27 protein-coding genes and 1 tRNA gene are annotated in these 26291 nt (G+C 69.4%); 18 read left to right on the top strand and 10 right to left on the bottom strand.

Annotated elements, in window-relative coordinates:
- Nucleotides 1-65 precede the first annotated feature (65 nt).
- Nucleotides 66-578: a DUF501 domain-containing protein gene (locus tag KIP79_RS06580; RefSeq protein ID WP_214103747.1), complete on the top strand. Its 513-nt coding sequence runs from the start codon at nt 66-68 to the stop codon at nt 576-578.
- Nucleotides 571-1470: a Ppx/GppA phosphatase family protein gene (locus KIP79_RS06575; RefSeq protein ID WP_214103746.1), complete on the top strand. Its 900-nt coding sequence runs from the start codon at nt 571-573 to the stop codon at nt 1468-1470. The genes KIP79_RS06580 and KIP79_RS06575 overlap by 8 nt, the downstream gene beginning before the upstream one ends.
- A gap of 27 nt (nt 1471-1497) precedes the next feature.
- Here the strand turns inward: KIP79_RS06575 and KIP79_RS06570 are convergent, their stop codons facing one another.
- Entirely contained in the window at nt 1498-2130 is a 633-nt protein-coding gene (locus tag KIP79_RS06570) for a hypothetical protein (protein ID WP_214103745.1), read from the bottom strand.
- 236 nt (nt 2131-2366) lie between these two features.
- Here KIP79_RS06570 and KIP79_RS06565 point away from each other — a divergent pair, with 236 nt between their 5' ends.
- Genes KIP79_RS06565 through KIP79_RS06555 form a run of 3 tightly spaced genes read left to right on the top strand, consistent with a single transcriptional unit; the run spans nt 2367 to nt 4208 of the window.
- Nucleotides 2367-2930, top strand: coding sequence for a hypothetical protein (locus KIP79_RS06565; RefSeq protein ID WP_214103744.1), 564 nt, complete (start codon nt 2367-2369; stop codon nt 2928-2930).
- On the top strand, nt 2923-3249 hold the full coding sequence (locus tag KIP79_RS06560; RefSeq protein WP_214103743.1) for a PadR family transcriptional regulator: 327 nt from the start codon (nt 2923-2925) through the stop codon (nt 3247-3249). The genes KIP79_RS06565 and KIP79_RS06560 overlap by 8 nt, the downstream gene beginning before the upstream one ends.
- On the top strand, nt 3249-4208 hold the full coding sequence (locus tag KIP79_RS06555) for an HAAS signaling domain-containing protein (RefSeq protein ID WP_214103742.1): 960 nt from the start codon (nt 3249-3251) through the stop codon (nt 4206-4208). The genes KIP79_RS06560 and KIP79_RS06555 overlap by 1 nt, the downstream gene beginning before the upstream one ends.
- Nucleotides 4209-4220: 12 nt before the next feature.
- Here the strand turns inward: KIP79_RS06555 and KIP79_RS06550 are convergent, their stop codons facing one another.
- Nucleotides 4221-5408 (bottom strand): cytochrome P450 family protein, encoded by a 1188-nt coding sequence (locus KIP79_RS06550; RefSeq protein ID WP_214103741.1) that lies wholly within the window; start codon nt 5406-5408, stop codon nt 4221-4223.
- A gap of 100 nt (nt 5409-5508) precedes the next feature.
- On the opposite strand from KIP79_RS06550, the gene KIP79_RS06545 reads away from it, so the two are divergent.
- From KIP79_RS06545 to KIP79_RS06500, 10 genes are all read left to right on the top strand, one after another.
- Nucleotides 5509-5868 carry a GntR family transcriptional regulator gene (locus KIP79_RS06545; RefSeq protein ID WP_214103740.1) on the top strand — a complete coding sequence of 120 codons (360 nt, stop codon included), beginning with the start codon at nt 5509-5511 and terminating at the stop codon, nt 5866-5868.
- Nucleotides 5865-6731, top strand: coding sequence for an ATP-binding cassette domain-containing protein (locus KIP79_RS06540; RefSeq protein ID WP_214103739.1), 867 nt, complete (start codon nt 5865-5867; stop codon nt 6729-6731). The genes KIP79_RS06545 and KIP79_RS06540 overlap by 4 nt, the downstream gene beginning before the upstream one ends.
- A complete protein-coding gene (locus tag KIP79_RS06535) occupies nt 6728-7444 on the top strand; it encodes a hypothetical protein (RefSeq protein WP_214103738.1) in 717 nt (238 codons plus the stop codon). The genes KIP79_RS06540 and KIP79_RS06535 overlap by 4 nt, the downstream gene beginning before the upstream one ends.
- 4 nt (nt 7445-7448) lie before the next feature.
- On the top strand, nt 7449-8225 hold the full coding sequence (locus KIP79_RS06530) for a uracil-DNA glycosylase (RefSeq protein ID WP_214103737.1): 777 nt from the start codon (nt 7449-7451) through the stop codon (nt 8223-8225).
- 150 nt (nt 8226-8375) lie between these two features.
- Nucleotides 8376-9650 carry an NAD(P)/FAD-dependent oxidoreductase gene (locus tag KIP79_RS06525; RefSeq protein ID WP_250212799.1) on the top strand — a complete coding sequence of 425 codons (1275 nt, stop codon included), beginning with the start codon at nt 8376-8378 and terminating at the stop codon, nt 9648-9650.
- Between the two features lie 569 nt (nt 9651-10219).
- Nucleotides 10220-10292: transfer RNA gene (locus KIP79_RS06520), tRNA-Leu, on the top strand.
- A 222-nt stretch (nt 10293-10514) separates the two neighbouring features.
- Nucleotides 10515-11126 (top strand): hypothetical protein, encoded by a 612-nt coding sequence (locus KIP79_RS06515; protein WP_214103735.1) that lies wholly within the window; start codon nt 10515-10517, stop codon nt 11124-11126.
- A 138-nt stretch (nt 11127-11264) separates the two neighbouring features.
- Nucleotides 11265-12074, top strand: coding sequence for a Bax inhibitor-1/YccA family protein (locus KIP79_RS06510; RefSeq protein WP_308169598.1), 810 nt, complete (start codon nt 11265-11267; stop codon nt 12072-12074).
- Between the two features lie 188 nt (nt 12075-12262).
- The gene (locus tag KIP79_RS06505) at nt 12263-12490 is read left to right on the top strand and encodes a DUF4287 domain-containing protein (protein ID WP_214103774.1); all 228 of its coding nucleotides are present in this window, start codon (nt 12263-12265) and stop codon (nt 12488-12490) included.
- 76 nt (nt 12491-12566) lie between these two features.
- Complete coding sequence (locus KIP79_RS06500) at nt 12567-12977, top strand: PPOX class F420-dependent oxidoreductase (RefSeq protein WP_214103733.1); 411 nt, start codon at nt 12567-12569, stop codon at nt 12975-12977.
- On the opposite strand, the gene KIP79_RS06495 is transcribed toward KIP79_RS06500, so the two are convergent.
- From KIP79_RS06495 to KIP79_RS06485, 3 genes are all read right to left on the bottom strand, one after another.
- Nucleotides 12974-14191 carry an acetyl-CoA C-acetyltransferase gene (locus KIP79_RS06495; RefSeq protein ID WP_214103732.1) on the bottom strand — a complete coding sequence of 406 codons (1218 nt, stop codon included), beginning with the start codon at nt 14189-14191 and terminating at the stop codon, nt 12974-12976. The two genes, KIP79_RS06500 and KIP79_RS06495, sit on opposite strands and share 4 nt — an antisense overlap.
- A gap of 99 nt (nt 14192-14290) precedes the next feature.
- On the bottom strand, nt 14291-15640 hold the full coding sequence (locus tag KIP79_RS06490; RefSeq protein ID WP_214103731.1) for an outer membrane protein assembly factor BamB family protein: 1350 nt from the start codon (nt 15638-15640) through the stop codon (nt 14291-14293).
- Between the two features lie 50 nt (nt 15641-15690).
- On the bottom strand, nt 15691-16686 hold the full coding sequence (locus KIP79_RS06485) for an SGNH/GDSL hydrolase family protein (protein WP_308169597.1): 996 nt from the start codon (nt 16684-16686) through the stop codon (nt 15691-15693).
- A 154-nt stretch (nt 16687-16840) separates the two neighbouring features.
- Between KIP79_RS06485 and KIP79_RS06480 the strand changes: the two genes are divergently transcribed.
- Nucleotides 16841-18211, top strand: coding sequence for a cystathionine beta-synthase (locus tag KIP79_RS06480; protein WP_214103729.1), 1371 nt, complete (start codon nt 16841-16843; stop codon nt 18209-18211).
- A gap of 2 nt (nt 18212-18213) precedes the next feature.
- Here the strand turns inward: KIP79_RS06480 and KIP79_RS06475 are convergent, their stop codons facing one another.
- Complete coding sequence (locus tag KIP79_RS06475) at nt 18214-19356, bottom strand: sensor histidine kinase (RefSeq protein WP_214103728.1); 1143 nt, start codon at nt 19354-19356, stop codon at nt 18214-18216.
- A 99-nt stretch (nt 19357-19455) separates the two neighbouring features.
- On the opposite strand from KIP79_RS06475, the gene KIP79_RS06470 reads away from it, so the two are divergent.
- Nucleotides 19456-20595, top strand: a complete 1140-nt coding sequence (locus KIP79_RS06470; RefSeq protein WP_214103727.1) for a cystathionine gamma-synthase — start codon at nt 19456-19458, stop codon at nt 20593-20595.
- Here KIP79_RS06470 and KIP79_RS06465 read toward each other — a convergent pair.
- From KIP79_RS06465 to KIP79_RS06450, 4 genes are all read right to left on the bottom strand, one after another.
- A complete protein-coding gene (locus tag KIP79_RS06465; RefSeq protein ID WP_214103726.1) occupies nt 20592-21026 on the bottom strand; it encodes a hypothetical protein in 435 nt (144 codons plus the stop codon). The genes KIP79_RS06470 and KIP79_RS06465 overlap by 4 nt on opposite strands.
- 168 nt (nt 21027-21194) lie before the next feature.
- The gene (locus KIP79_RS06460; RefSeq protein ID WP_214103725.1) at nt 21195-21431 is read right to left on the bottom strand and encodes a hypothetical protein; all 237 of its coding nucleotides are present in this window, start codon (nt 21429-21431) and stop codon (nt 21195-21197) included.
- Nucleotides 21432-21581: 150 nt separating this feature from the next.
- Nucleotides 21582-23531 (bottom strand): vWA domain-containing protein, encoded by a 1950-nt coding sequence (locus KIP79_RS06455; RefSeq protein ID WP_214103724.1) that lies wholly within the window; start codon nt 23529-23531, stop codon nt 21582-21584.
- On the bottom strand, nt 23528-24967 hold the full coding sequence (locus KIP79_RS06450; protein ID WP_214103723.1) for a sigma 54-interacting transcriptional regulator: 1440 nt from the start codon (nt 24965-24967) through the stop codon (nt 23528-23530). Before KIP79_RS06450 ends, KIP79_RS06455 begins: the two co-directional genes overlap by 4 nt.
- A gap of 142 nt (nt 24968-25109) precedes the next feature.
- Here KIP79_RS06450 and KIP79_RS06445 point away from each other — a divergent pair, with 142 nt between their 5' ends.
- Complete coding sequence (locus KIP79_RS06445; protein ID WP_250212734.1) at nt 25110-26285, top strand: FIST signal transduction protein; 1176 nt, start codon at nt 25110-25112, stop codon at nt 26283-26285.
- Nucleotides 26286-26291: the final 6 nt, after the last annotated feature.

The following is a 26291-nucleotide window of genomic DNA, read 5'->3' as shown; positions in this document are numbered from 1 at the left end:
CCGGACCTGGGGGTCACCAGGGTGGGTGGGTGGGAGAATCACGGCAATCAAATCTTCTATGCGCGGTGGCGGTTTCAGTGAGCGTTGATCCATCCGATCTGCGGGCGGTGGCGGCCCAATTGGGGCGCGAGCCACGGGGCGTTCGCGCGGTTGCGCATCGCTGTCCCTGTGGACTGCCGGACGTGGTGGAAACCGCGCCCCGGCTGCCTGACGGCTCCCCGTTTCCGACCTTGTTCTATCTGACCTGCCCCAAGGCGGCCTCGGCGATCGGCACCCTGGAGGCGTCCGGCCTGATGCGCGAGATGACCGCGCGCCTGGCCGAGGACCCCGACCTGGCCGCCGCCTACCGCACCGCCCACGAGGACTACGTTTCCCGCCGGGACAAGGCGGCGGCGGAGGACGCTCTTGAGCCCCTGCCGCGGGACATGCAGACCGCAGGGGGTATGCCTGACCGCGTGAAATGCCTGCACGCCCTCGTCGGACACGAACTGGCCGTTCCCGGCATCAACCCGTTCGGCCGCGAGGCTTTGGACATGTTGCCCGAATGGTGGGCGGAAGGGCCGTGCTGCCGTGACTAAGCGAGTGGCCGCGATCGACTGCGGAACCAATTCGGTCCGCCTGCTCCTGGCCGAGTGGTCCGGAGACACCCTCCTCGACATCGAACGCCGAATGCAGATCGTCCGCCTGGGCCAGGGCGTCGACCGCACCGGCCGCCTGGCCCCAGAGGCCCTGGAGCGCACCTTCCAGGCCATGCGCGGCTACGCCTCGCTCATCGGCGAAGGAGTCCCAACCCGCGTCGTAGCCACCTCAGCCACCCGAGACGCGGCCAACCGCGACGATTTCGTGTCCGGTGTCGTGGACATCTTCGGCGTCCCACCCGAGGTCATCACCGGCGCCGAGGAAGCCGCCCTCTCCTTCGCCGGAGCCACCCGCTCCGCAGGGGACGCCGAGCCCCCGTACCTGGTGGTGGACATCGGCGGCGGCTCCACCGAATTCGTCGTCGGAACCACCACGGTAGACGCCGCCCTCTCCGTCGACATCGGCTGCGTCCGCCTGACCGAACGCCACACCGGCCCCTCCGGCCTGTCCGTCCCCGACGTGATCAGCGACATCGAAAGCGCCCTCGACCGTGTCGAGGAGACCGTCCCCGTCCGCCGCGCCCGCACCCTGATCGGCCTCGCAGGCTCAGTGACCACAGTCGCCGGAATCGCCCTCGACCTCCCCGCGTACGACTCCGAAAAGATCCACCACTCCCGAATCCCAGCCCCCCAGGTCCACGAGATCGCGGCCCTACTGCCGACCATGACCGCCGAGGAACGCGCCGCGATCCCGGTGATGCACCCCGGCCGGGTCGACGTCATCAGCGCGGGCGCCCTGATCCTGGACCGAATCATCCGCCGCTACGAATTCCCCGACGTCCTGGTCAGCGAACACGACATCCTCGACGGAATCGCCTGGTCGCTCCTTTAGGCGTTTGTTTGGCAAACCCTGTCTGATTCAGACGCCGTCCCAAGACCGGCAAGCCCACCAGGGGCCTGACAAATGCCTGTACTCCTCGCACCAGACCTCGTCCGGAGGTTGCCGGCCATCGGGAAGCCAGAGAAACCCTCGCGACACCATGAGCGGCCAGTCGGTGACCATCACCTGGGCGCCTCCGGGAATCGCCTCGGCTCCGCCGGAAACGAAACCACCCCATTGCGAGTCGTACGCCCCGCAGACGTAGTACAGCCCTACCCACTCACAGCCGTACTTCTGGTCGCCGCGCGCGAGATCGATCGCATAACGTTCAAGACTGCTCTCTGAAAGCTTGAACCGCACCCAGAATGGCGCCTCCGTATAGTGCACGGTGACGTACACCACGAAGATCACTGGAACGAGTAACCAGTTGAGGGCCGCGATCCGCTTGTTGCGAAATGCCGCGACCAGCAAGCGAACGATCCACGCCAGGGTGATTACCGTCCATGCCAGGAGAGCGAAGACGGACTGCTCGAAGTAGGGGTAAGGAACGCTGGCGTAGTACCAGCCGATCAGCGCCACAAGCGCCGTAACGAAAAGAAATAGTCGCCCCCGCAGCCAACCTCGAGGCTTCTCATCAGTGGTGGCCGCGCTTCCGTCCGCAATACTCGCCATCGTCGAAGAATGACGCACGGGATTGCCCGCGTCCAGCTCACCGGGTTCATTAGCCGGGGCCCTGCGAAGAATCCGGAGTCTCGCTGCCTGGTTTACCGAGCGGTGAGTTCGGTCGGAATTCGCGGCGAAGGAGCCGGAGACCCTCGGTGATGCGTTCGGCGGGGATGTTGCCGTACCCGAGCAGCAGGCCGGCCACCGGCCGTTCGCCGGCCCCGCCCCTCAAATGGAGCAACAACGTGAAATTCAGCAGGACCTCTCAGATTCTGGCCGCGTCGGTGCTCGGCCTGGCGCTCGCCGGGCTGGCCTCCTCGCCCGCGATGGCGGGCGAAGGCCCCGACGACGGCATCGACATCTCGGTGAACATCGAGCCCATCCGTGTTCCGGGTGAGGTGTCGATGACCGTGGCCGACAACAACGGCGTGGCCCTGACCGACAACGGCTCGGACGCCGCCGCACGTCAGTTCACCGGCACCCTGCCGACCGTGACGGTGACCGACACCCGTCTTCCGGACGAGATCCCGGCCGGTGACTTCTGGGCCGTGGTCGGCCAGGCCAGCCAGTTCGTGGCGACCGGCGACCCGGCCAAGACGATCGGCCCCGAGTACCTGGGCTGGACCCCGCGCCTGCTGTCGGGTTCCTCCACCGGTGCGGTGGCGGCCGGTGAGCCCGTCTCCAGTGTCGTCTCCGACGGCACCGGCGCCCCGACGGTGGGCCTGATTTCGCGGCGGCGCCGGACTGCGGCACCTAGTGCGCGGTTGCCGGTAGTGCGCATTGCGCAGTACTGTTCATTCCGTGGATAGCAGCCAGCTTCTTAAGGGTGTGCTCGACCTCGCTGTGCTTGCCGTGCTCAACGAGCGCGACAGTTACGGCTACGACGTGGTCCGCCGGCTCAGGGAAGCCGGGCTGGAGGAGGTGGGGGACGCCTCCGTGTATGGGACGCTCCGGCGGCTCTTCCGGGCGGGAGCGCTCACTTCGTACGTGGTGGCTTCGGACGAGGGGCCGCATCGGAAGTACTACGGGCTCAACAGTGTGGGGCGGGCGCAACTGGCCAGTTCCGCCAAGACCTGGGCGGCCTTTGCCGCGACCATGAGCGACCTGCTGAAGGAGGCGCGGGCGTGATGACTCCCAACGAGTACGCGCAGGCTGTGCGGGACGCGCTCGCCGATCTGCCGCCGGCCGATCTGGAGGAGCTCGTCGAGGATCTGGACGACCATCTCGCCGAGGTGGCCGCGGAGTCGGGGGTGCCGCTGGAGGAGCGGCTGGGATCGCCGGAGGTGTACGCGGCGGAGCTTCGGGTCGCTTATGGGGCGCGGGGGGCCGAGGGGGGCTCAGAGGCCCAGGTGGGGCTGCGGACGCGGGCGCAGGCCCGGATGGTGGGGCTGCATGGGCGGATGACGCGGTTTGCGCCCTATCGGCAGGCGGTGGGGTTCCTGCCGGAGTTACGCCCGGCCTGGTGGGTTCTGCGGGGGTATGCGATCGGGCTGCTGCTGGTGTCGTTCTCCACGGGGAGCGTGCAGTACGTGCCGGAGAGCATCGGGGCGTGGCTGTTCACGCTGGCCGCGATCTGGGTGTCGGTCTGGGTGGGGCGGCGGCCCCGGGGCGCGCGGTTGCGACGCGTGGGCCTGGCTGGGGTCAACGTTTTGGCGGGCTTGGTTGTGCTGGTGGGCATGGTCCAGATCGCCGAATGGAACCACGACGCGGGGCCGGTGGCTGGTGTGTCGGCGGTGAAGCTGACGGAGGGGGCGGGCTTCTGGAATGGGGTCTACAACATCTTTCCGTACGCGAAGGACGGCACTCCGCTGACGGGGGTGCGGCTCTACGACCAGGAGGGGCGGCCGATCACCCTGGATCCGGAAATGTATGGATACCAGATTGATCGCAGCTGCCTGGAGGGAATGCCGGCCGACACCTACCCGCTGCCGCTGACTCCCCGTAGCCATCTGTGGCCGCTCGATGAGAACGGCTATCCGGTTCCCGGCAGACCTCAGCCGACCCCGTGCCCGAGTCCTTCGCCTTCCCCGTCGCCTACTCTCTCGCCTTCACCCAGTCCGGCGAAGCCCAGCCCGTCGAAGTCGTGAGCGGAGCGCGGGTCAGCGTAGCCGTACGGGAAGGGAGAAGAGGCCGCGCATGATGGCGCTGGGCCACCAGGTGAGGGTGGCCGGATCGGCAGCCAAGGCGATATCCGGAAATTTCCGGAGCAGGGTGCCAATGGCTGCTTCGCCCTCGATTTTGGCGAGGGCTGCGCCGATGCAGTAGTGCGCACCGCGGCCGAAAGCGAGATGGGGCTCCCCGTGCCGGCCCGGCCGGAACTCGTCCGGGTCGGGAAAGGCCTCCGGGTCGCGGTTGGCGGACAGCAGCGCGATCAGGATCGGCTCGCCGGGGAGCATCTCCTGCCCGCCGATGACCACGGGTTCGGTGGGGAAACGCCAGGTCGCATTCCGCAAAGGGCCGTCATAGCGGAGCATCTCGTCGACCACGTCCGGCAGGATGGCCGGGTCCTCCCGTACGGCGGCCAACTGGGACGGATGGCGGAGCAGCGCCAGCATGCCGTTCCCGATCAGCGCGACCGTCGTCTCGTGACCCGCGATGAGCAACAGGAACGCGGTCGAGGTGAGCTCGTCGAGGCTGATGTCCGGCCGCTTCACCAGCTCGGTGAGGAGATCGTCACCGGGATGGGTGCGCTTGGCGGCCACCAGGTCGGTGAGGAACTCCTCCAGCGCGTCGGTGGCCGCGGTGATCGCCCCCACCTCCGAGGCCGCCGCCGAGTCGATCACCGACGCGTGATGGTGGAAGGTGGCCCGATCGCCCTCCGGCACCCCGAGCAGGTCGCAGATGATCGTGATGGGCAGCGGGTACGCCAGATCGGCGATCAGGTCGGCCTCGTCCTTGCCGTCCAGTTTGGCCAGCAGTTCGTCGGTGACCTGCTGGGCCCGATCCCGCAGCCCCGCGATCCGGCGAGGCGTGAACGCGGCGCTGACCAGCCGCCGTAACCGGGAATGGTCCGGCGGATCGGTGTTGATCATGTGCCGGGCCAGCGAGGGACGGTGGTCCAGCGGCAGCCCCAGGCTGGCGGCCTGCCACTCCGGGGAGCCCTTCGCCGGGTCCTTGGCCAGCGCGGGATGGGTGAGCGCGGCCACCGCGTCCGCGTACCTGGTGACCAGCCATGCCTCACAGCCGGGCAGCGGCACCTTGGAGACCGGCGCGTGGCGCCGCAGCCAGTCGTAGGCGGGGTACGGGTCGGCGTCGAACGCGGGTCCGGCCATCGGGGGGATCGACATGCGCGGTGATGTACCCAACTCTGTCCGCCTCCGACCGCGTTGACGCCTTCGACCGTCGGCCCTATGGTTCATTACTGAAGTAATGAACCAGCGAGGTGCCATGTTCGACGACCGGAGCCCGATCTACCGGCAGATCGCCGACCGCATCAAGGCGGACGTGCTGAGCGAGCAGATCAAAGGCGACGAGCAGATCATGTCCACCAACCAGTACGCGGCCTACTACCGGATCAACCCGGCGACGGCGGCCAAGGCGTTCCAGCAGCTCGTGGACGAGGGCGTGCTCTACAAGAAGCGAGGTATCGGCATGTTCGTCAGCCCGGACGCCCGGGAGAACCTGCGGGCCGCTCGCCGGGAGACCTTCTTCGCGGAGGTGGTGGACCCGATGGTGACCGAGGCCAAGACGATCGGCATCCCGCTGGGCGAGGTCGTCCAGCGGATCAACGAACTGGGGGCACGATGAGGGTCGAGGTGCGGGACCTCGTCCTGCGCTACGGGGAGACGACGGCGCTGGACGGGGTGACGCTCTCCCTGGAGCCGAACAAGATCCACGGTCTGCTCGGGCGGAACGGGTCGGGCAAGACGAGCCTGCTGTCGGTGCTGGCGGCCTTCCGGCGGCAGAGCGCGGGCGAGGTGCGGATCGGCGGCGAGCCGGTGTTCGAGAACACGGCCGTCACCTCCCGGATCAGCCTGATCCGGGACGAAGGCGAGACGGTGGATCTGGGCACGGTCGACGACGCGCTGTTCTTCGCCGAGTGGCTGCGTCCCGACTGGGACGCCAAGTTCGCGAGCGAGCTGCTGGAGCGGTTCGCGCTGACCCGCAAGATGTCGGTGAAGGCGATGTCGAAGGGGCAGCGCTCGGCGTTCGGGGTGATCATCGGGCTGGCCGGGCGGGCACCGCTGACCATGTTCGACGAGTCCCACCTGGGCATGGACGTGCCCTCCCGGCAGGCGTTCTACGACGTGCTGCTGGCCGACTACATGGCCAGGCCACGGACGATCATTCTGTCCAGTCATCTGATCGAGGAGGTGAGCCCGCTGCTGGAGAAAGTGGTGATCATCGACGCGGGCCGGGTGGTGGTGCAGGAGGAGACACAGGCGCTGCTCGCGCGCGGCACGGCGATCACGGGCGCGGCCGCCTCGGTGGACGCGTTCACCGAGGGCCTGACGGTGCTGGACAGCCGCCACCTGGGCGGCACCAAGTCCGTGCTGGTGTACGGCGCGCTGGACGAGGAGCGGCGGCGCCGGGCCGAGGCGGCGGGCCTGGAGCTGGGACCGGTCGCGATGGAGGATCTGTTCGTGCATCTGACGGGAGGTCCGCGATGAAATTCCCGACCCGGTTACTCGCGGCCAACATGGTGTTCGCCATCCTGCTGTGGGTGGGCTTCCTGCTGCTGGTGGGCGCGATCACGGCGGGGATAGCCGTGTTCGGCCAGGTCTCCGGCAGCGTGTGGGATCCGGCTTCGCAACTGGCCCGCTTCTACGCGCTGTTCACCGGGGTGGCACTGGCCCGCGAGTATCTGCCGATGTACATCGCGCACGGGCAGACCCGCCGCCAGTTCGGCGCGCAGGCGGCAGTGACGATCACGCTCTTCGCGCCCTTCCTGTCGGTGCTCATCACGCTCGGGTACCTGCTGGAGAACGTGCTCCACGGGGTGGCGGGCTGGCCGCAGGGCATTTCGCGGGACCATCTGTTCGGATCCACGTCCGAGATCGGCCTGATCTTCGCCGAGTACGCGATCGAGTTCCTGGTGTGGACGGTGGCGGGCGCGCTGATGGGCGCCGGCTTCTACCGCTGGGAAGGCGGCGGGGTGGTGACCATCCCGGTGGGGATCGCGATGGTGCTGGTGAGTTCGGGAGCACTCGGCACCGACCTGCGCATCCCTTTCCTGTTCCTGACGATGCTGAACAGACTCCGGTTGGACCTCCAGGAGAGCCTGCCGCTGGGGCTGGCGGTGGGTCTGGGGACCTTCGCGGTCGGTCTGGCGTTGGCCTGGGCCATCATCCGTGACGTGCCGCTGCGGAACCGGCCACGATAGGACTATGAGTTTCGTACCCCCCGGTTCCGGCTGGCCCGAGGATCCCGCCACGCCGCAGACTCCGGTGGCCACCGGCGCGGCGCAGGTGCGTGAGCTCGCGGGCGGGAGCCGTACGCTGCCGGAGCTGGTGGCCAGGGAGTCGGTGTGCCGGGCCTGTCCCCGGCTGGTGACCTGGCGGGAGGAGGTCGCGGAGGTCCGGCGGAAGGCGTTCGCCGGGGAGACGTACTGGGGGCGGCCGGTTCCCGGGTGGGGGGACGACGATCCGCGGGTGCTGATCGTGGGGCTGGCGCCCGCCGCGCACGGGGGGAACCGTACCGGGCGGATCTTCACCGGGGATCGCAGCGGGGACTGGCTGTTCGCGTCGCTGTACCGGGCGGGGCTGGCCGTACAGGAGACCAGCACGCACGCCGGGGACGGGCAGCGGCTGGTACGGGCCAGGGTGGTGGCGGCGGTGCGGTGCGCGCCCCCGGCCAACAAGCCGACCGTCGAGGAGCGGGACACCTGCGCGCCCTGGCTGCTGCGGGAACTCCAGCTGACCTCGCCCCGGGTGATCGTCGCGCTCGGCGGGTACGCGTGGCAGGCGATCTGGCCGGCGCTCCGTACCGCCGGATACCCGCTGCCGCCCCGGCGCCCCGCCTTCGGGCACGGCGCCGAGGTGCCGATCGGCCAGGCCACCCTGCTGGGCTGCTACCACCCCAGCCAGCAGAACACCTTCACCGGCAGGGTCACCGCCGCCATGTTGGACGCGGTCTTCATGCGTGCCGCCGAACTGGGTACCTGATGCTATGGGCCGGTTGATCCCGGCTCAGCGGAATAACGTAGCCTTGTGAATGCTTTCACAAACTGAGAGACCAACGACGAGGCACGAAGGGCACCTACGGTGAACCTCAAGTCGAAGCACATCGTCATCGTCGGCGGTGGATACGTGGGCATGTACACCGCACTCCGCCTGCAGCGCACCCTCCGCCGCGAGCTCAAGGCCGGAACGGTCAGGATCACCATCATGGATCCCCAGTCGTACATGACCTACCAGCCGTTCCTCCCCGAGACGGCGGCCGGCAACATCTCCCCGCGGCACGTGGTGATCCCGCTCCGCCGGGTGCTGCCCAGGGTCCGCGTGCTCAACGGCCGGGTTTCCAAGATCCACCATGGCGAGCGCAGCCTCACCTTCGAACCGGTGGCCGGGGAACCCATCGAGATCAGCTACGACATCCTGGTGATGGCCGCCGGATCGATCTCCCGCACCCTGCCCATCCCGGGCCTGCGCGACGCCGCCATCGGCTTCAAGACGATCGCCGAGTCCATCGCGCTCCGCAACCGCGTGCTCGGCCTGCTCGACCGCGCCGAATCCTCCACCGATCCGGCGGTACGCAGCCGCGCGCTCACCTTCGTCGTGGTCGGCGGCGGTTTCGCCGGCATCGAACTCCTCGGCGAGCTTGAGGACATGGCCGTGGACGCCGTCCAGTACTACAGCACCATCCGGCGCGAGGACATGCGCTGGGTGCTGATCGAGGCCAGCGACCGCATCCTGCCCGAGGTCGGCCCGGAGATGGGCGAGTGGACCGCGGAGGAACTCCGCGGCCGGGGCATCGAGCTCAAGATGAAGACCCTGCTGAACTCCTGCGAGGGCGGCCTGGTCAAGACCTCCGACGGCGACGAGTTCGAGTCCGCCACCATCGTCTGGACGGCCGGCGTCAAACCCTCCCGGATCGTCAACTCCGGCGACCTGCCGCTGGACGAGCGGGGCCGCCTGATGACCACCACGCGCCTGACCATCACCGGCACCAAGGACGCCTTCGCCGCCGGCGACGTCGCCGGCGTCCCCGACCTCACCAAGCCCGGCGAGTACTGCGCGCCCAACGCCCAGCACGCGGTCCGGCAGGCCAAGGTCCTGGGCGACAACATCACCGCGTCCCTGCGCGGGCGCCCGCTGCGCGACTACCGCCACCGGTACGCCGGTTCGGTCGCCGGGCTGGGCCTCTACCAGGGCGTCGCCAACGTGTACGGGGTAAAGCTTCGCGGATTCCCTGCGTGGTTCATGCACCGCACGTACCATCTGTCCAGGGTGCCGACGACGAACCGCAAGGTCCGGGTGCTGGTCGACTGGACGCTGTCGCTGTTCTTCAAGCGAGAGACCGTCTCCCTCGGTGAGATCGAGAACCCTCGCGAGGAGTTCCGCGCGGCCGCCACCCCCGACAAGCGCTGACTCATCCCGGTACGGCTCACGCCTCCTTCCTGGCGTGGGCCGTCCCATCGGCCCCTTCCACGGTCACGACCGACCCCTCCTCGGCGTGGCCGTTCTTTCCGTTATGGGACTAGTAGGGGGGCGGATGTTGACGTCTTACCGCCAACACGGACAATTACCGCAGCACCTATCACCGCCCGCCGACTCCCACCCCTCAACCACCCCATCCCCCGCCCTCCCCCGGTTCCCCCCGGAGACCCACCCGTGTTTCCCGTCCCGCACCCCCCAAATCACACAGCCCCCACCTTCACCGCCACCGGCCCGGCGGCACTTCCCCCTGCCCACCCCCCTATGCCCCCTCACACCGCAACCGGTCTGATCGCTTTCATCCCCTTTCATCCCGGTTACTCACCGTTCCCAACCCTGCCCGCGAAACCCCTCTCGCCCGTCCTCCTGCCGCCCACCTGGACCGGCACATTTTTCTCGACAGGACAGGGACTTCGCATGCCGTACATGCTCGGCCGAAGGGGGAGTTGCGGCGTAAAGTCACACCAGTTACAGATGTGCGCTCCGTGACGTATGATCGCGGCGCCCCCGTAGCCCAATGGCAGAGGCAAGCCCCTTAAAAGGGCTGTTGTGCGGGTTCGACTCCCGCCGGGGGCACAATCTGTGACTAAGAAGAACAGCCTGTGACCAGCGGTTTCGCAGTCACAGGCTGTCGTCGTTCTATCCGGTCGTGTGGGGCACGTAGACGGCGTTCTGGGGCTGTTCCGGCCAAATACGGGCCGAAGTTTTCAAGATCAAGAAACGTCGAACCAATCGGCTGGCTTGGGAAGGCGCTGGGTGCCTCTCGCGGCTTCTATCGGTGGGGTGGAAAGTACTCTCATGACACGTGTCGTACTGGTGTTCGTCGGGGTCGGCATTCTGATCATTGTGTTGGTGGTTCTTGGCCGGGCTCTTCTGGTGGGGCGGGGCTCGGGGCCGCTCAGCCAGGCTGCGCTTGATCAGGCTTACCGTCAGGGCGTGGCGCCGGACCTGATGTACGTGGTTGTGGTGAAGGGGTACGAAATTGCCGAGCAGTCGGTCGGCGTCATAGGCGATGAGGGGTTCGGGGCCTTCTATGTCGCGAAGGACGGGCGGCAGGTGCAGCTCAGGATCGATCGTGGTGTCATGACGGATGAGCTGTGCGCCGGCCTCCCCGTGACGGACATGGAACCGCTGACTGCGCCGGTCCGGTGTGAGCGTGACGAGGTTGGCTGGTACCGGGAGGGTGGCGGCCGTCACGAGTACGTCGCCGTCCACGGCGACCACCTCATCAAGCTGGCGGGACGGCTTGAGGATGTGGATCGGGCGACGCTCAAGGCCGCTGTCGCCGGAGCGCGTACTGCCGTCTTCACTCCTGGTGCGCCGTCGCCCCCGCACACTCCGGTCCGCCGCGGCGATCTGCCCACCACGGGGGACGGCGCTCCGATCCAGAACACCGGTCCCGGCGGTTGATCGCGCAGTACGAAGACGACCATTACGGGAACTCGGGTGCGGCGCCGGTCGTTGAGGGTGTGCTGCCTGCTTGCTCTTGCGGGGTGTGCGATCCCAAGGGAGCATTACAGGCAGTGTGCTGATCATGTAGCCCGCGTCGTGGAGGAAGCGGTGGAGAGTAGAAACCCGATATTCAGTCGGCGTGGGGGCGTCGGCCAGCAGGCGTGGTCGGGGCCGGCGCCGAGTGCGCAGCAGTTGAACGAGATGTACAACGCGCCGGCGTACGCGCCGCCGTCGCAGCCGCCGGGCTACCGGACCATGACGATGGACGACGTCGTCATGAAGGGCTTCTTCACGCTGGGCACGGTGATCGTGGCCGCGGGGATTGCCTGGTACTCGGGGTGGGGCATCGGGATCGGGATCGGGGCCGCCCTGATCGCGATGGTGCTGGGGCTGGTCGTTTCCTTCCGGCAGAGCGCCAACCCGGCGCTCATCCTGGGATACGCGGTCTTCGAGGGCATCTTCCTCGGGATCATCAGCAACTTCTTCGAGGCCCGGTTCAACGGGATCGTGCTGCAAGCGGTGATCGGCACGATGATGGCGTTCCTCGGGACGCTCTCGGTCTACGCGCTGAAGATTTTCCGGCCGACGCCGAAGTTCACCAAGTTCGTGATCGGGGCCGCGTTCGCCGCGCTCGGCCTGATTCTGATCAACTTCATCGCGAGCTTCTTCATCGACGGCGGGCTCGGCCTGCGGTCGGGTGGTCCGCTGGCGATCGCGTTCAGCGTGGGCATGATCCTGCTGGGCTGCTTCTTCCTGCTGCTCGACTTCGACCAGATCGACGAAGGTGTGCGGTCGGGCGTGCCGGAGAAGTACTCCTGGCTGATGGCGTTCGGGCTGACGCTGAGCCTGGTCTGGATCTACCTTGAGGTGCTCCGGCTGCTGAGCTACTTCAGCGGTGACGACTGATCACCGGAAAAAATCCCAAAAGAACGGCGCCTCCCGACGGTCGGGAGGCGCTTGTTTTTTGGGGAAAGCGACACCCAGGGCAACGGAAGATCAACATCTCGTAACGAATGGATGCCTATTGGGGTCTTGTCAAGCCCTGAACTGTGAGGCAGTGTCGTGCCAAAGGAGTCTTATCCGTGGAGGTGCCCATGTCGTTGAACCACTCACCGGAGACCCAGATCAAGCTCATCGCCCGCGTCCCGTCCATCACCGGTCGCGAACTCCCCGAGTGGTTCCAAGCCATCGACAACGGCCCGGCGTTCCTACGTTGTGAAGAGCGGGCCAACTGGCTCGCCGACGAGCACGGGCTGACCCACGGCTACGCCGCCGCCATCGTCCTGGAGCACGAGCGGCGCCGACGCCACCACTTCTTCTAAGTCCGACAATAAACAGCAATGCGCCCGTGCCGGGTCCGGCGCGGGCGCATTGCCATGTGACGGCATGATGGATCTCATGGATCCAGCCAAGGCTATCGACTTCGTCCGGGCCAACCACCGCGCGGTGCTGCTGACCTGGCATCCGGACGGCCGCCCCCAGATGTCCCCGGTGACGGTGGGCGCCGACGGCGACGGGCATATCGTGATCAGCACCCGGGAGACCGCCGTCAAGGCCCGGAACGTGCGCGCCAACCCCCAGGTCTTCCTCACCGTGATGAACGACGGCTTCTACGGCCCGTGGGTGCAGATCGAGGGTGTGGCGGAGATTCTGCGCCTACCGGAGGCGATGGAGCCGCTCGTCCAGTACTACCGGGACATCAGCGGCGAGCACCCCGACTGGGACGACTACCGCGAGGCCATGGTGCGGGACCGGCGCGTGCTGCTGCGTATCCAGGTCGTCAAGGCCGGTCCCGACCGCCACGGTTAAAGGCGCTCGACGATCATGGCCATGCCCTGGCCGCCGCCCACGCACATGGTCTCCAGGCCGATCGTCTTGTCGTGGAACTGGAGGCCGTTGAGCAGCGTGGTGGTGATCCGGGCGCCGGTCATGCCGAACGGGTGGCCCACCGCGATGGCCCCGCCGTTGACGTTGAGGCGGTCCAGGTCGATGCCGAGCTCCTGGTAGGAGGGGATGACCTGGGCCGCGAACGCCTCGTTGATCTCGACCAGGTCCACGTCGCCGATGGCCATGCCGGCCTTGGCCAGCGCCTTACGGGAGGCCTCGACCGGGCCCAGGCCCATGATCTCGGGGGAGAGGCCGCTGACCGCGGTGGAGACGACCCGGGCGAGCGGGGTGATGCCCAGCTCGGCGGCCTTGGTGTCGCTCATCACGATCACCGCGGCGGCGCCGTCGTTGAGCGGGCAGCAGTTGCCGGCGGTGACCGTGCCGTCCGGCCGGAAGACGGGCTTGAGCGCGGAGACCGCCTCGTACGTGGTGCCCGGGCGCGGGCCGTCGTCCTTGCTGACCACGGTGCCGTCGGGGAGCGTGACGGGGGTGATGTCGCGCTCCCAGAAGCCGTTGGCGAGCGCCTTCTCGGCCAGGTTCTGGGAGCGTACGCCGAACTCGTCCTGCTCGCGGCGGGAGACGCCCGTCAGCGAGGCCACGTTCTCGGCGGTCTGGCCCATCGCGATGTAGACGTCGGGCAGCTCGCCGTCCTCGCGCGGGTCGTGCCACGGGCCCTTGCCGCCCGCCGCGTTCGCCTCGGTACGGCCCTTGGCGGTCTGGAAGAGCTCGTTCTCGGTGTCCGGCAGCGAGTCGGCCGTGCCCTTGACGAACCGGGAGACGCACTCGACCCCGGCCGACACGAAGATGTCGCCCTCCCCGGCCTTGATCGCGTGGAAGGCCATCCGGGTGGTCTGCAGCGAGGAGGAACAGTACCGGTTGACCGTCGTGCCGGGCACCCCGTCCAGGCCGAGCAGCACCGAGACCACCCGGGCCATGTTGAAGCCCTGCTCGCCGCCCGGCAGGCCGCAGCCCAGCATGAGGTCGTCGATGGTGGCCGGGTCGAGTTGCGGCACCTTGGCCAGCGCCGCCTGGATCATCTGCACGGTCAGGTCGTCGGGACGGATGTCCTTGAGCGACCCCTTGAAGGCGCGGCCGATGGGGGAGCGGGCGGTCGCGACGATGACGGCCTCGGGCATGTGGCTCTCCTGGGGTTGGCTGATGGGCTCCACTCGGAGGTTACCCAACGGTAGTTCGACAGCCGTCCCCAGGGGGCCGATGAACAGAACTTTGTACGGTCACCCGTACATGCCGGGAGAGCTCGCGGTGGCGTCCTTGACGGCGTTGAGCGCGCCCTTCTCGTCGCGCCAGAGCCGCCAGCCGCCCTGGCTGCCGGTGAACCAGGACGGCGGGGCCACCGCCGTGTTGGTCACCCGCTTGCCGCTGGCCAGGTCGAACTCGCAGAGCGCGGCGATCGAGTAGAACCCGGGCGTGATGCCGCCGGCCAGCTTGAGCGGCTGTGGGTCGGTCACGCAGAACGACCAGCCGTGCACCCCCTCGGCCTCCCTGCGGCTGCCGGTGACCAGGTCGTAGACGGTGCTGGGCTGGTTGTGCTTGAGGAAGCCGAGCTGCTCCATCTTGGCGGGGAAGGCCAGCCACCAGCCGGAGCCGGGCACCTGGGTGGCGGTGATCTGCCCGAGCACCCGGCCGGACTCGCCGTCCAAACGGGCGAAGCCGCCGTACTGGCCCTGCTGGTCGACCGGGCGCACCACGGGGGCGTAGGCCGGGTTGCCGCTTGGGTAGACCCGGACCACCGAGGGGCGCATCCAGTCGACCATGCCGTCCGCCAGCCGTACCGAGAACAGGCCGAAGGAGGAGGTGCGCTTGGTGCGCTGGTTGGTGTACGGCGCGACGTAGCCGACGAGCTTGTCGCCGGTCGCCCCGAACGCCCAGCCGCCGGACAGGTCGATGCCCTCGCCCAGCGCCTGCTCGATCGGCAGCTGCCAGACGGCTTTGCCGGTCTTCAGCTCGTACGCCTCCAGCACCGGATTGGCCGCCAGCCGCAGCACCACCACCCGGTTGGCGTCCGACCACTCCACCTCGGCGATTCCGGGCAGCCGCCACGCGGGCTTTCCGGTCAGCGGGTCCAGCACCATCATGCGGGCCCCCGCCAGCGCGGTGTGCTCCGACAGGCACAGGTACGCTCCGCAGCGCTGCGGCCCGAAGGTCGAGTGCACCGGACGGGACCATTTCTGCCGCCCGGTCTTGCCGTCCCTGGCCACCAGCGCGGCCGGCCACCGGCCCCCTTTGACCGGATCGACCGCTGCCACCACGGCCTGCCCGCCGGGCAGCTCCACGGTGGCCGGCGGCTGCACGCCCATGCCCGGCAGCCGCCCGGCCATGGTGGCCGGGGCGGACCACAACTTCTTCCCACTGGCCAGGTCGAGTGCGACGGTCTCCAGCGAGCCGTCCGGGCGGAGCGAGGTGGCGGCCGCCACCCCGGCTCCCGAGGTCACCCGGCTGACCACGTTCAGCTGGCTGTTCTGCCAGGTCGGGAAGGCGGAGGCGGCGTCGCTGCCGGCGCAGGCGGTCAGGGCGCCGTTGGCCAGCAGAGTGAGGGCAAGCGGGGCGATTGTGCGCCGGATCATCAGTCAACTCCTACAGGGGGTGACGGATCCAGCGCGGAGAGTGTCGGCGATCAGGTGTGATCGGGCAGGGTTCCCGATCGGCGCGTTCCCTGTCTCCGGCGGAGCAAGGTCGCCCACCGCCCGTGGGGGCCGACTGCTCGACCGGCGACGCGGGTCGCCGTGACCTCGGTGCCGGGCTCCTCCACGGCCATCGCCGCCAGAAGGTATTGCGAGCCTTCGACGCGTTCGGGCTCTGGTTCCGGCCACAACCCGAGCGCGGCGCATACTGACGGTAGCACCGTGTACGCAGCCTGTAGGTAACCTCGGGCAGATGGATGGAAACGATCCGGTCCGAACATTTCTGCCGGAAATGACATGAATTCCGGGCCGAGCAGGTCGGCGAAGGAGACCGTGCGCCCGCCCGCCTCCACCACCGCGACGGTCTGCGCCGCCGCCAGCTGCCGGCTCCACCGCCGGGTCACCCAGCGCAGCGGCTGCCCGATCGGCCGGACCGTGCCCAGATCCGGGCAGGTCCCCACCACCACCTCCGACCCGGCCTCCCGCAACCGCCGCACCGCCTTCTGCAGGTGCCGTACGGCCTGGGCCGGCAGCGTCTGGGTGATCACATCGTTGGCGCCGACGAAGATCACCGAGATCTCGGGGTGGGCGAGCAGCGCGTGGTCCACCTGGACCGCCAGGTCCGTCGAGGCGGCGCCCGACTGGCCGACCACGGTCAGCCGGACCGGACGTTCCGCCACCGCCGCCAGGCCGTTGGCGAGGCTCACCGCGGGGGTCTGGTCGGGGGAGGACATGCCCAGGCCGACCGAGGTGGAGTCGCCCAGCATGACCATCCGGATCGGGGCGCCCTCGAACTCCGCCCCGTACAGACCGTCGGAGGGCGGGCCGTCCTCGCCGTGCGGCTGGCCGACGATGCGCCGGGCCAGCACGGCCTCGGCGAGCAGCAGGCCGTAGGTGGCCGCGCCCAGCGCGGTCAGACCGCCCCCGCCGAGCACCGCGGCGGTGGCGATACGGCGGGCCGCCCTGGCCGCGCCCGGAGTCCAGAACACGCCCGACCTCCCCCGATACGGTGTGAGACTGAAACTAGCCGAGTTCCGGCCACCCAATCGGGACGTCGGCATACGGCAGGCTGACAAAGCTTCGGTAAGAACGCTTGTGGCTACAGTTTGTGGCAACAACGCAGAGGACAAAGGTGATCTCGCGGTGCGCGTACACAACTCCCTGATCGAGCTGATGGGCAACACCCCGCTCGTACGGCTGCGCAAGGTGGCGGCGGATGTGCCCGCCCAGGTGGTGGCCAAGGTGGAGTACTTCAATCCCGGCGGCTCGGTGAAGGACCGGATCGCGCTGCGGATGATCGAGGCGGCCGAGCGCAGCGGGGCGCTCGTGCCCGGGGGCACCATCGTGGAGCCCACCTCGGGGAACACGGGGGTGGGGCTGGCCATCGTGGCGCAGGAACGTGGCTACAAGTGCCTGTTCGTCTGCCCGGACAAGGTGGCCCAGGACAAGATCGCGGTGCTCCGGGCGTACGGGGCGGAGGTGGTGGTCTGCCCGACGGCGGTCTCGCCTGACCACCCCGACTCGTACTACTCGGTGTCGGACCGGCTGGCCAGGGACGTGCCGAACGCCTGGAAGCCCGACCAGTACTCCAACCCGGAGAACCCGGCCAGTCACTACCACTCCACCGGGCCGGAGATCTGGGAGCAGACCGACGGACGGGTCACCCACTTCGTGGCCGGAGTGGGCACCGGGGGCACGATCAGCGGGACCGGGCGGTACCTCAAGGAAGTCTCCGGCGGCCGGGTGAAGATCATCGGCGCCGACCCGGAGGGGTCGGTCTACTCGGGTGGGTCCGGGCGGCCGTACCTGGTGGAGGGCGTCGGCGAGGACATCTGGCCGGCCACCTACGACACCACCATCTGCGACGAGATCATCGCGGTCTCCGACAAGGACTCCTTCGGCATGACCCGGCGGCTGGCCAGGGAGGAGGCGCTGCTGGTCGGCGGCTCCTGCGGGATGGCCGTGGTGGCGGCGCTGCGGGTGGCCGAGCGGGCCGGGCCCGACGACGTGGTGGTGGTGCTGCTGCCGGACAGCGGGCGCGGCTACCTGTCCAAGATCTTCAATGACGAGTGGATGGCCGACTACGGGTTCCTGTCCACCGCCGCCGACGAGGGCACCGCCGGGGACGTGCTCGGCCACAAGGGCGAGGGGCTGCCGGAGTTCGTGCACGTACACCCGCACGAGTCGGTGGGCACCGCGATCTCCATCATGCGCGAGTACAGCGTCTCCCAGCTGCCGGTGATGAAGGAGGAGCCGCCGGTCATGGCGGCCGAGGTGGTCGGGTCGATCGTGGAGCGCGACCTGCTGGAAGGGCTCTACCGGGGCAAGGTACGGGCCGAGGACCCGCTGGGCGACCACATGTCGGCGCCGCTGCCCATGATCGGATCTGGTGAGCCGGTCTCCCGGGCGGTGGACGCGCTGGAGAAGGCCGACGCGGCGGTGGTGCTCGACGACGGCAAGCCGGTCGGGCTGCTGACCCGGCAGGACCTGCTCAGCTACCTGGCCAACCACTGAGGTCACTGCGGGCGGGCCGGTAGCGGGAAGTCGGCGGTGACCTCCCAGACGCCGTCGCCGTCCGGGCCCGCGATCAGGCTGCCGCCCAGGCTGCGGACCCGTTCGGCCATGCCGACCAGGCCGAAGCCGCCGCCCAGCCGGGACAGGCCCGGGTCGCTGGGGGAGCCGGGGTTGCGGACGCGGAGCCGGATGCGGCCGGTGGGGGCGCTGAGGGTGGCCTCCACCCAGGCCGCGCCGGGGGCGTGGCGGCGGATGTTGGTGAGCGACTCCTGGAGTACGCGGTGCAGGGCGGTGCGGACCTCAGGCGGGAGCGCCAGGTCGGTGACGCCGTGGCCGATGTCGAAGGTGGCCTTCGGGCCCTGTGTCGAGAACCGCTCGACCAGGGCTCGAAGGTCGGCGAGGGTGACCCCGGGGCTGCGGGAGGCCTCGGTGTCGTCCCTGAGCACGCCGACCAGGCGGCGCATCGAGGTGAGCGCCTCGCTCCCGGCGGTGGCGATGGCGTCCAGCGCGGGCAGCACGGCGTCGGGGCGCATCTCGGCCACCGTGCGGGCGGCCTGGGCCTGGACCACGATGCCGGTGATGTGGTGGGCGACCAGGTCGTGCAGCTCGCGGGCCAGGTCCAGGCGCTCGGCGCGGCGCACCGCCTCCACGGCGGCCTCCCGGCGGACGCGTTGCAGGCGCAGGTAGCCGCCGATCGCGGTGGCGGTCAGCCAGCCGGCGAAGAACAGTAACTCGAAGGGGTCGGCGAAGCCGCGCACCCGGAGCCCGGCGGCCAGTTGCAGGGTGATCAGGGCCGCCACGGCCAGCGCGATCGCCTTGCCGAGGGGCCGCACCCAGCGGAGCACGCTGATGGTCAGCACCATCAGCGCCCCGCCCTCGGCCATGGCGGGAATGTCGAACTGCTTGGCCGCCACCGCCGTCACCAGCAGAGACGCCACCAGAACGGTGACCATCGCGGCGGTCTGGCTCCGGCGGCGGAGCAGTACCGCCACCAGCCCGACCAGGCCGGCCGCCGGGGTCAGCACGGCCTGGACACCGCCCCGTGGAATGGCGAACACGGTGTCCAGCAGCAGAATGAGGGCGACCAGCCCAAGGAGGGCGAACTCGCTGAGCCGCCGCAGCCACGAGATGAACGTGTCCCCCACGAACGCCGAGCGTAGGGGCACCCTTAAGAGAACGGCATCGACCATTCGGCCGATAGTCGGTGGAATTCGCGGCTCGCCAGGCCCACTACCCTCAGGAACATGACTGAAGGCTTTGAGACCCTGGCCATTCACGCGGGCCAGGACGCCGATCCCACGACCGGGGCCGTCGTCCCACCTATCTACGCCGTGTCCACCTACAAGCAGGACGGCGTGGGTGGGCTGCGGGCCGGTTATGAGTACAGCCGGTCGGCCAACCCGACCAGGACCGCGTTGGAGGAGGCGCTGGCCGCCGTTGAGGGGGGCGTTCGCGGGCTGGCGTTCGCTTCTGGGCTGGCGGCTGAGGACACGCTGCTCCGGGCGGTGTGCCGTCCCGGTGACCACGTGTTGATTCCCAATGACGCCTATGGCGGCACGTACCGGCTCTTCGCCCGGGTGCTGGAGGCGTGGGGGCTGGCCTACCAGCCGGTTCCGTTGCACGACGTGGACGCGGTGCGGGCGGCCGTGCGGCCGGAGACGCGGGTGATCTGGGTGGAGACGCCCACCAATCCGCTGCTGGGGATCGCCGACATCACCGCGCTGGCCTCGGTGGCGCACGAGGCGGGGGCGCTGCTGGTGGTGGACAACACCTTCGCCTCGCCGTACCTGCAGCAGCCGTTGGGGCTCGGGGCCGATGTGGTGGTGCACTCCACCACCAAGTACGTGGGTGGGCACTCCGACGTGGTCGGGGGCGCACTGGTGGCCCGGTCGGCGGAGCTGGGGGAGCGGCTGGCCTACCACCAGAACGCGATGGGCGCGGTGGCCGGGCCCTTCGACGCCTGGCTCACGCTGCGCGGGCTGAAGACCCTGGCAGTCAGGATGGACAAGCACTGCGACAACGCCGAGCGGGTGGCCGAGCTGCTGCTGGCCCACCCGAAGGTGACCCAGGTGCTCTACCCGGGGCTCCCGAGGCATCCCGGGCACGAGGTGGCCGCCAAGCAGATGCGGCGGTTCGGCGGCATGGTGTCGTTCCGGGTGGCCGGAGGCGAGGAGGCCGCCGTGGCGGTCTGCAACCGGGCGAAGCTGTTCACGCTGGGCGAGTCCCTCGGCGGGGTGGAGTCCCTGATCGAGCACCCCGGCCGCATGACCCACGCCTCGGCCGCGGGCTCGCCGCTGGAGGTCCCCGCCGACCTGGTACGCCTCTCGGTCGGCATCGAGACCGTGGACGACCTGCTCGCCGACCTGACCCAGGCTCTGGGTTAGCTCGGCTGGTAGAAGACCATCAGGAACAGGATCACCAGCCAGATCAGCGCGGTGACCCCGCCCAGGGCGGCGATCCGCGCGGTCTGGGCCTTCGCGTCGTCATCCGGGTTGTCGTTGCCGAGAACCCGGATGGCCTTGCTCAGATCCCGGTCGATGATCACCAGTAGCAGCACGGCCACGATGAACAGCGTCATCGAGACCGTCAGGTAGACCTGGCCCAGGGCGCTACCGCCGAGTACGGCGCCGAACAGGAAGACCAGCAGCGTCAGCGCCCCGAACAGGCGGCCCGCCCGCTTCAGGAAGCGGAGCACGTTGAGGTCGCGCGCCCGGATGTATCGGGGAATGTAGCTGGTCACGGCCGTGAGCGGGCCGATGGCGAAGATCGCGAAGCCTATGTGCAGCCAGAGCAGCACTTTGTCGGAGAACGACATGCGCCCGAGGGTATCGCCTGTTGGATCACTCCGGCAGCTTCACCCCGGCTGCTTGGCTCGTCTGCTTGGCTCGGCTGCTTGGCTCCGGCGAAGGTCGCCCGTCCTCGATAACTGTCCGGCTTGGATTCCGTGCGGCTCCCGTCAGGCGTACGGAACCCTGCCGGTTCGTCAGACCGTCAGTTCCAGGCAGGCCGGGCAGGCGTGGTCCGGGCGCGCCTCGCAGCCGGAGTGGTCCACGCTGAAGCCGAGCATCCGACGGGTGCCGTAGGCGAGAGGTCCGCGCGGGTTGTGGGTCAGGGAGCGCCGGCGGTCCTCCCGGCGGATGCTGTGGACTACGAGGATGAAGGCGCTGATCGCCATCAGTACCATCAGCAGGCTGACCAGAATGATCGCTGTGTAGAACATGTTCGGCTCCAGGGGAGATGGCCCCGCCGACGCTCCGACAGGTCGCCGGGACACGCTGTGACCGAACCTTATGAGGGTATTTGAACCCTCGGTTGTGAGAGTTCCGTCAGGCTTGTCTACGCCTGACGGTTAGTAAGGCTGACTTTACGGTTAGGTCCGGCGGCGGGCCCGGAGGAAGTCGTTCACCACGTACTCGCCCAGCCGGTCCGGGTCGGGGGCGAAGACCCGGCCGCCGTTGCGCCGGGCCAGTTCGTTGACGAAGTCGCGGAGCCGGTCGTCGGCGGCGAGCATGAAGACGTTCATGGTGGCCCGGCGCCGGGTCATCTTGTCCACCTCGGCCAGGGTGAGCTCCAGGGTCTCCCGGGAGGGCGGCCACTCGAACCGGGGCACCCCGTTGCGCATCAGGTGCGCGGTCGGCTCCCCGTCGGTGACCACCAGCACCACCGGCTCGAAGTCCGGGTGCCGGTCCAGGTGCCGCCCGGCGATGAGCAGCGCGTGGTGCAGGTTGGTGCCCTGCACCATGTCCCACTCCAGCCCGGCCAGCTCGTCCGGCTGGAGCACCCTGGCGTAGTTGGAGAAGCCGATGATCTGCACCGCGTCCTGCGGGAACTTGCCGGCCACCAGGGCCTGGAGGGCGAGCGCGGTCTGCTTGGCCGCCGCCCAGGTGCCGCGCAGGGCCATCGAGTACGACAGGTCCACCAGCAGGCAGACCGCGGCGGCGGTGCGGCGCTCGGTCTCGGCCACCTCGAAGTCGTCCACCGAGAGCCGGACCCGGCCGCCGTCGCCGCCCCGCCGTACCCCGTTGATCACGGTACGGACCACGTCGATGGGCTGCTCGTCCCCGAACCGCCAGGGCCGGGAGGCCCCGGTGAGCTCCCCCGCCGCCCCCGCGTCCCGCTGGTCGTGGTCGCCGCGGCGGCTGGAGTCCAGGGAGGCGAAGACCCGGCGGAGCGCTGTCTCGCCCAGGCGCCGTACGGCCTTGGGGGTGAGTTCGAGTTTGCCCCGGTGGCGCCGGAGGTAGCCCTGGGCTTCCAGCTCCCGTTCGATGCGGCGGAGCGCGGCCAGGTCGTCGACGCCGGAGCGGCCGAGGGCCCGCCGTACCGCGGCCTCGTCGATGTCGTCCAGGCGGGCGCCCGGGTAGTCCTGGCGGAGGGCGGCCTCCAGTTCGCTCAGGTCGGCCAGCTCCTGCAGGGAGCTCACCGCGTCGCCCATGCCCATCGGGTCCTCGCCGCTCACCCGCTCGGGGGAGCTCCAGGACAGGTCGGGGCGGCGGGCGTAGAGGGCGTCGCCGAGGCGGCGCATCTGCTCGGCGAGACCGGCCTGCTCCAGCGTCTGCCCGATCAGCCCGGCCAGCTCCTCGCGCTGCTGCGGGGTGAGCGAGGCCAGCAGCCGCTGGGCGGCGGCGGCCCGCCGGGCGAGCTGGTCCACCAGCTCTTCGAGGTTCCGCGGATTCTCGGGAAACATATCCCCGTATTTCCGCATGAAGTCGTCGAAATCCTGCTGGGTGTGCTCGCCCCGGGCGTCCCGGTCCAGCATGTCGTTCAGGTCCGCCATCATCTGCCGGACCCGTTCCATGGCGGCCGGGTCGGGGTTGGCCAGCGCGTCCCGCATGCCCCGGAACTGGCTGTCCAGGATCTCCCGGCGGAGCAGGTCGCGCAGCTCCTCGAAGGTCTGCCGGGCGGCGGCCGAGCGCCAGTCGTAGGAGTCCAGCTCCTGGATGGCCCTGGCGGTGTCGGCCGGCAGCGCGTCCAGCTGGGCCTCGCGGAACCGGGCGTCGTCGGAGGGGTCGGGGAAGAGCTGGGCGCGCTCCTGGCCGATGGCCTTGTCCAGCAGGGCGCGGGCCCGCTCCAGGGTGCCGTCCAGCCGGGTGTTCTCCCGCAACCGGCGGCGGCGCTCGCGTACCTGGCGGAGCAGGTCGTCCAGGCCGCGCCGGTCCTGGGCGTCGGGCAGGCCGCGTTTGAACAGATCGCGCAGGGCGTCCAGGGGGGTGGAACCGGACAGAATGGCGTCGCCCATCTCGTCCAGCGCGGCGCGCACGTCGTACGGGGGCGCGAGCGGGTCGGGGCCGTCCTGGTATTCGCCGTAGCGGTAGCTGGTCATGTCCGGTAGACCGAACCCCCCGCGACGTCGTCCTTGGAGAGGCGGCGCATCAGGTACAGGCCCTCCAGCGCGAACTCCAGGGCGGCGGCGGCGTGGCCGGGGGACTCGTCGCCCTCGCCCATGCCCAGCCGGGACATGATCTTGGCCAGGCCGTCCACCGGGCCGATCCGGCGCAGCAGTTCGGTGGCCGAGACCAGCTCGCCGGACTCGATCTGGGCGCCCTCGGCGAACTTGTCCAGCAGCGCGCCCAGCTCCAGGCCGCCCAGGGTGGACCGGAAGGTCTCCGCGGTGGCCCGGCGGAGCAGGTGCGCCAGCACCTCCACCTCCCGGCCCTCCTCGCTGACCTCGAACTCCACCTTGCCGCGCAGCGTGTAGACCACGCCGGGCAGGTCGCAGACCCGGGCCACCGGGCGCTCCTCGCCGGTCAGCGCGGCCCGGCGCACCGCCGACGCGGCGGCGGTCTCGGCGGCGGCGATGGAGAAGCGGGCGGAGACGCCGGACCGGGTGTCCACCGCGGTGGAGTCGCGGACCAGCCGGGTGAACCTGGCGATCACCTCGACCAGGTGCTCGGGCACGTCGGCGCCGATGTCGGGGATGACCTCCTGGCGGATCAGGGCCAGTTCGTCCTCGATGCTGCTGGGGTAGTGGGTGCGGACCTCCGCGCCGAACCGGTCCTTGAGCGGGGTGATGATCCGGCCCCGGTTGGTGTAGTCCTCCGGGTTGGCGCTGGCGATCAGCAGGATGTCCAGCGGCAGCCGCAGCGTGTAGCCGCGGACCTGGATGTCGCGCTCCTCCAGCACGTTCAGGAGCGCGACCTGGATGCGTTCCGCCAGGTCGGGCAGTTCGTTGACGGAGAACACGCCTCGGTTGGTGCGCGGCACCAGGCCGTAGTGCACGGTCTCGGGGTCGCCCAGGGTCCGCCCTTCGGCGAGTTTGATGGGGTCCACGTCGCCGATCAGGTCGCCCACCGAGGTGTCCGGGGTGGCCAGCTTCTCGCCGTACCGCTCGGTGCGGTGCTTCCAGACGACCTTGATCTCGTCCTCGGCCAGGCCGCGGCAGCGGGCGCAGACCGGCGCAAACGGATGGTCGTTGATCTCGCAGCCCTGGATCACCGGGGTCCACTCGTCGAGCAGCCCGATCACGGTGCGGATCAGCCGGGTCTTGCCCTGGCCGCGCTCGCCGAGCAGCACCAGGTCGTGACCGGCGATGAGGGCGCGTTCCAGGTGCGGCAGCACGGTTTCGTCGAACCCGACGATGCCCGGGAACCTGGTCTCGCCGGTGCGCAGCCGGGCCAGCAGGTTCGCCCGGATCTCGGCCTTTACCGACCGGTGAACATGTCCACTCTCGCGTAGTTCACGAAGAGTGCTGGGAGACGGAGCAGGTGCGGGCGATTTGTGCACGGGATTGAGCCTACGTCGCGGACGCAACACCCGCATCTGATTGACATGCGGATCTTGACCATTCAGTGACGAATGGGGAGCGTTTCCCTCCGATGGATTGGGGAGAATCGGGCATGAGAGCTATGAAATGCATCGACCAGAGATAGCAGGATTTATCCGTATGTAGAGGGGGCGAGCGATGGCGGTCATGACGAGCCGGTTCGCCGACGGGCTCGCCGTCGGGCCCAACCTGGTGGAGAGTGCGGAGTCCGCCATCCGGCGCGCCCTGTCCGGTCTGTCCGGACCGGCGGATCTGGTCTGCTTCTTCATCTGCGGTGAGGACGGCGAGGACGTCGCCCGGGCCGGGCGGCGGGCGATGGAACTGGCCGGGGACGCGGCGGTGATCGGATGCAGCGCCACCGGCGTGATCGGTGACGCGCAGGGGATCGAACTGACCCCCGCGGTGAGCGCCTGGGCGGCCTCGCTTGGCGACGCCCGGGTCAAGACGTTCGCGCTGGAGTCGCTGCGGGCCGAGGACCGGTTCGTGGTGGTCGGCCTGCCGGAGCGGGAGGCGGACGACCAGGTGGCGATCATGCTGGCCGATCCGTACAGCTTCCCCACCGACGCCTTCGTGGAGCATTCGGGGGAGGTGCTCGGCAACCTGCCGATCATCGGCGGCCTGGCCAACGGCCTGCAGGGCCGCGGCTCGGTCCGGCTCTTCGCCGACGGCGAGGTCTACACCGAGGGCGCCATCGGCGTCATGATCAGCGGCCCGCTCCAGGTCAGCACCGTGGTCAGCCAGGGCTGCCGCCCGATCGGCCCGACCATGGTGGTCACCCGCGCCGAGGACAACCTGCTGCTTGAGCTGGCCGGGCAGCCCGCCCTGGCCCGGCTGGAGGACATCGTCAGCGCGCTCAACGAGGAGGACCGCGAGCTGGTCGCCGCCGGGCTGCAGATCGGCATCGCCATGAACGAGTACGCCGAACGCCACGAACGCGGCGACTTCCTGATCAGGGGCGTGCTCGGCATCGACCCGGAGCGGGAGGCGGTGGCCATCGGCGACGTGGTGGAGGTCGGCCGTACCGTGCGCTTCCAGGTCCGCGACGCCGAGACCGCCGACGAGGACCTGTACGAGCTGCTGGACGCCCACGTGGAGGAGGGCGGCCGGGCCCACGGCGCGCTGCTGTTCTCCTGCAACGGCCGGGGCTCGGCCATGTTCGGCACCCCCGACCACGACGCGCTGGCCCTGCGCGACACGCTCGGCCCGATCGGGGTGGCGGGTTTCTTCGCGGCCGGCGAGGTGGGCCCGGTGGGGGGCCACAACCACGTGCACGGCTTCACCGCCTGCGTCCTGGTGTTCTCCACCGCCACCTGAGGACCT

The organism is Acrocarpospora catenulata, from assembly GCF_018476525.1.
GTDB lineage: Bacteria > Actinomycetota > Actinomycetes > Streptosporangiales > Streptosporangiaceae > Acrocarpospora > Acrocarpospora catenulata.
Note: the sequence above shows the minus strand (reverse complement) of the source record. Positions and strands in the feature narration are given on the sequence as shown.

What these genes read in the sequence shown, in the direction of transcription:
- KIP79_RS06535 (WP_214103738.1), top strand. Translation starts at nt 6,728, where the DNA reads ATGAAATTCCCGACCCGGTTACTCGCGGCCAACATGGTGTTCGCCATC.
- KIP79_RS06465 (WP_214103726.1), bottom strand. Translation starts at nt 21,026, where the DNA reads ATGTCGTTCTCCGACAAAGTGCTGCTCTGGCTGCACATAGGCTTCGCG.
- KIP79_RS06445 (WP_250212734.1), top strand. Translation starts at nt 25,110, where the DNA reads ATGGCGGTCATGACGAGCCGGTTCGCCGACGGGCTCGCCGTCGGGCCC.
- KIP79_RS06570 (WP_214103745.1), bottom strand. Translation starts at nt 2,130, where the DNA reads ATGGCGAGTATTGCGGACGGAAGCGCGGCCACCACTGATGAGAAGCCT.
- KIP79_RS06550 (WP_214103741.1), bottom strand. Translation starts at nt 5,408, where the DNA reads ATGTCGATCCCCCCGATGGCCGGACCCGCGTTCGACGCCGACCCGTAC.
- KIP79_RS06500 (WP_214103733.1), top strand. Translation starts at nt 12,567, where the DNA reads ATGGATCCAGCCAAGGCTATCGACTTCGTCCGGGCCAACCACCGCGCG.
- KIP79_RS06470 (WP_214103727.1), top strand. Translation starts at nt 19,456, where the DNA reads ATGACTGAAGGCTTTGAGACCCTGGCCATTCACGCGGGCCAGGACGCC.
- KIP79_RS06525 (WP_250212799.1), top strand. Translation starts at nt 8,376, where the DNA reads ATGTACACCGCACTCCGCCTGCAGCGCACCCTCCGCCGCGAGCTCAAG.
- KIP79_RS06505 (WP_214103774.1), top strand. Translation starts at nt 12,263, where the DNA reads ATGTCGTTGAACCACTCACCGGAGACCCAGATCAAGCTCATCGCCCGC.
- KIP79_RS06515 (WP_214103735.1), top strand. Translation starts at nt 10,515, where the DNA reads ATGACACGTGTCGTACTGGTGTTCGTCGGGGTCGGCATTCTGATCATT.
- KIP79_RS06495 (WP_214103732.1), bottom strand. Translation starts at nt 14,191, where the DNA reads ATGCCCGAGGCCGTCATCGTCGCGACCGCCCGCTCCCCCATCGGCCGC.
- KIP79_RS06460 (WP_214103725.1), bottom strand. Translation starts at nt 21,431, where the DNA reads ATGTTCTACACAGCGATCATTCTGGTCAGCCTGCTGATGGTACTGATG.
- KIP79_RS06450 (WP_214103723.1), bottom strand. Translation starts at nt 24,967, where the DNA reads ATGCGGGTGTTGCGTCCGCGACGTAGGCTCAATCCCGTGCACAAATCG.
- KIP79_RS06545 (WP_214103740.1), top strand. Translation starts at nt 5,509, where the DNA reads ATGTTCGACGACCGGAGCCCGATCTACCGGCAGATCGCCGACCGCATC.
- KIP79_RS06530 (WP_214103737.1), top strand. Translation starts at nt 7,449, where the DNA reads ATGAGTTTCGTACCCCCCGGTTCCGGCTGGCCCGAGGATCCCGCCACG.
- KIP79_RS06490 (WP_214103731.1), bottom strand. Translation starts at nt 15,640, where the DNA reads ATGATCCGGCGCACAATCGCCCCGCTTGCCCTCACTCTGCTGGCCAAC.
- KIP79_RS06540 (WP_214103739.1), top strand. Translation starts at nt 5,865, where the DNA reads ATGAGGGTCGAGGTGCGGGACCTCGTCCTGCGCTACGGGGAGACGACG.
- KIP79_RS06455 (WP_214103724.1), bottom strand. Translation starts at nt 23,531, where the DNA reads ATGACCAGCTACCGCTACGGCGAATACCAGGACGGCCCCGACCCGCTC.
- KIP79_RS06555 (WP_214103742.1), top strand. Translation starts at nt 3,249, where the DNA reads ATGACTCCCAACGAGTACGCGCAGGCTGTGCGGGACGCGCTCGCCGAT.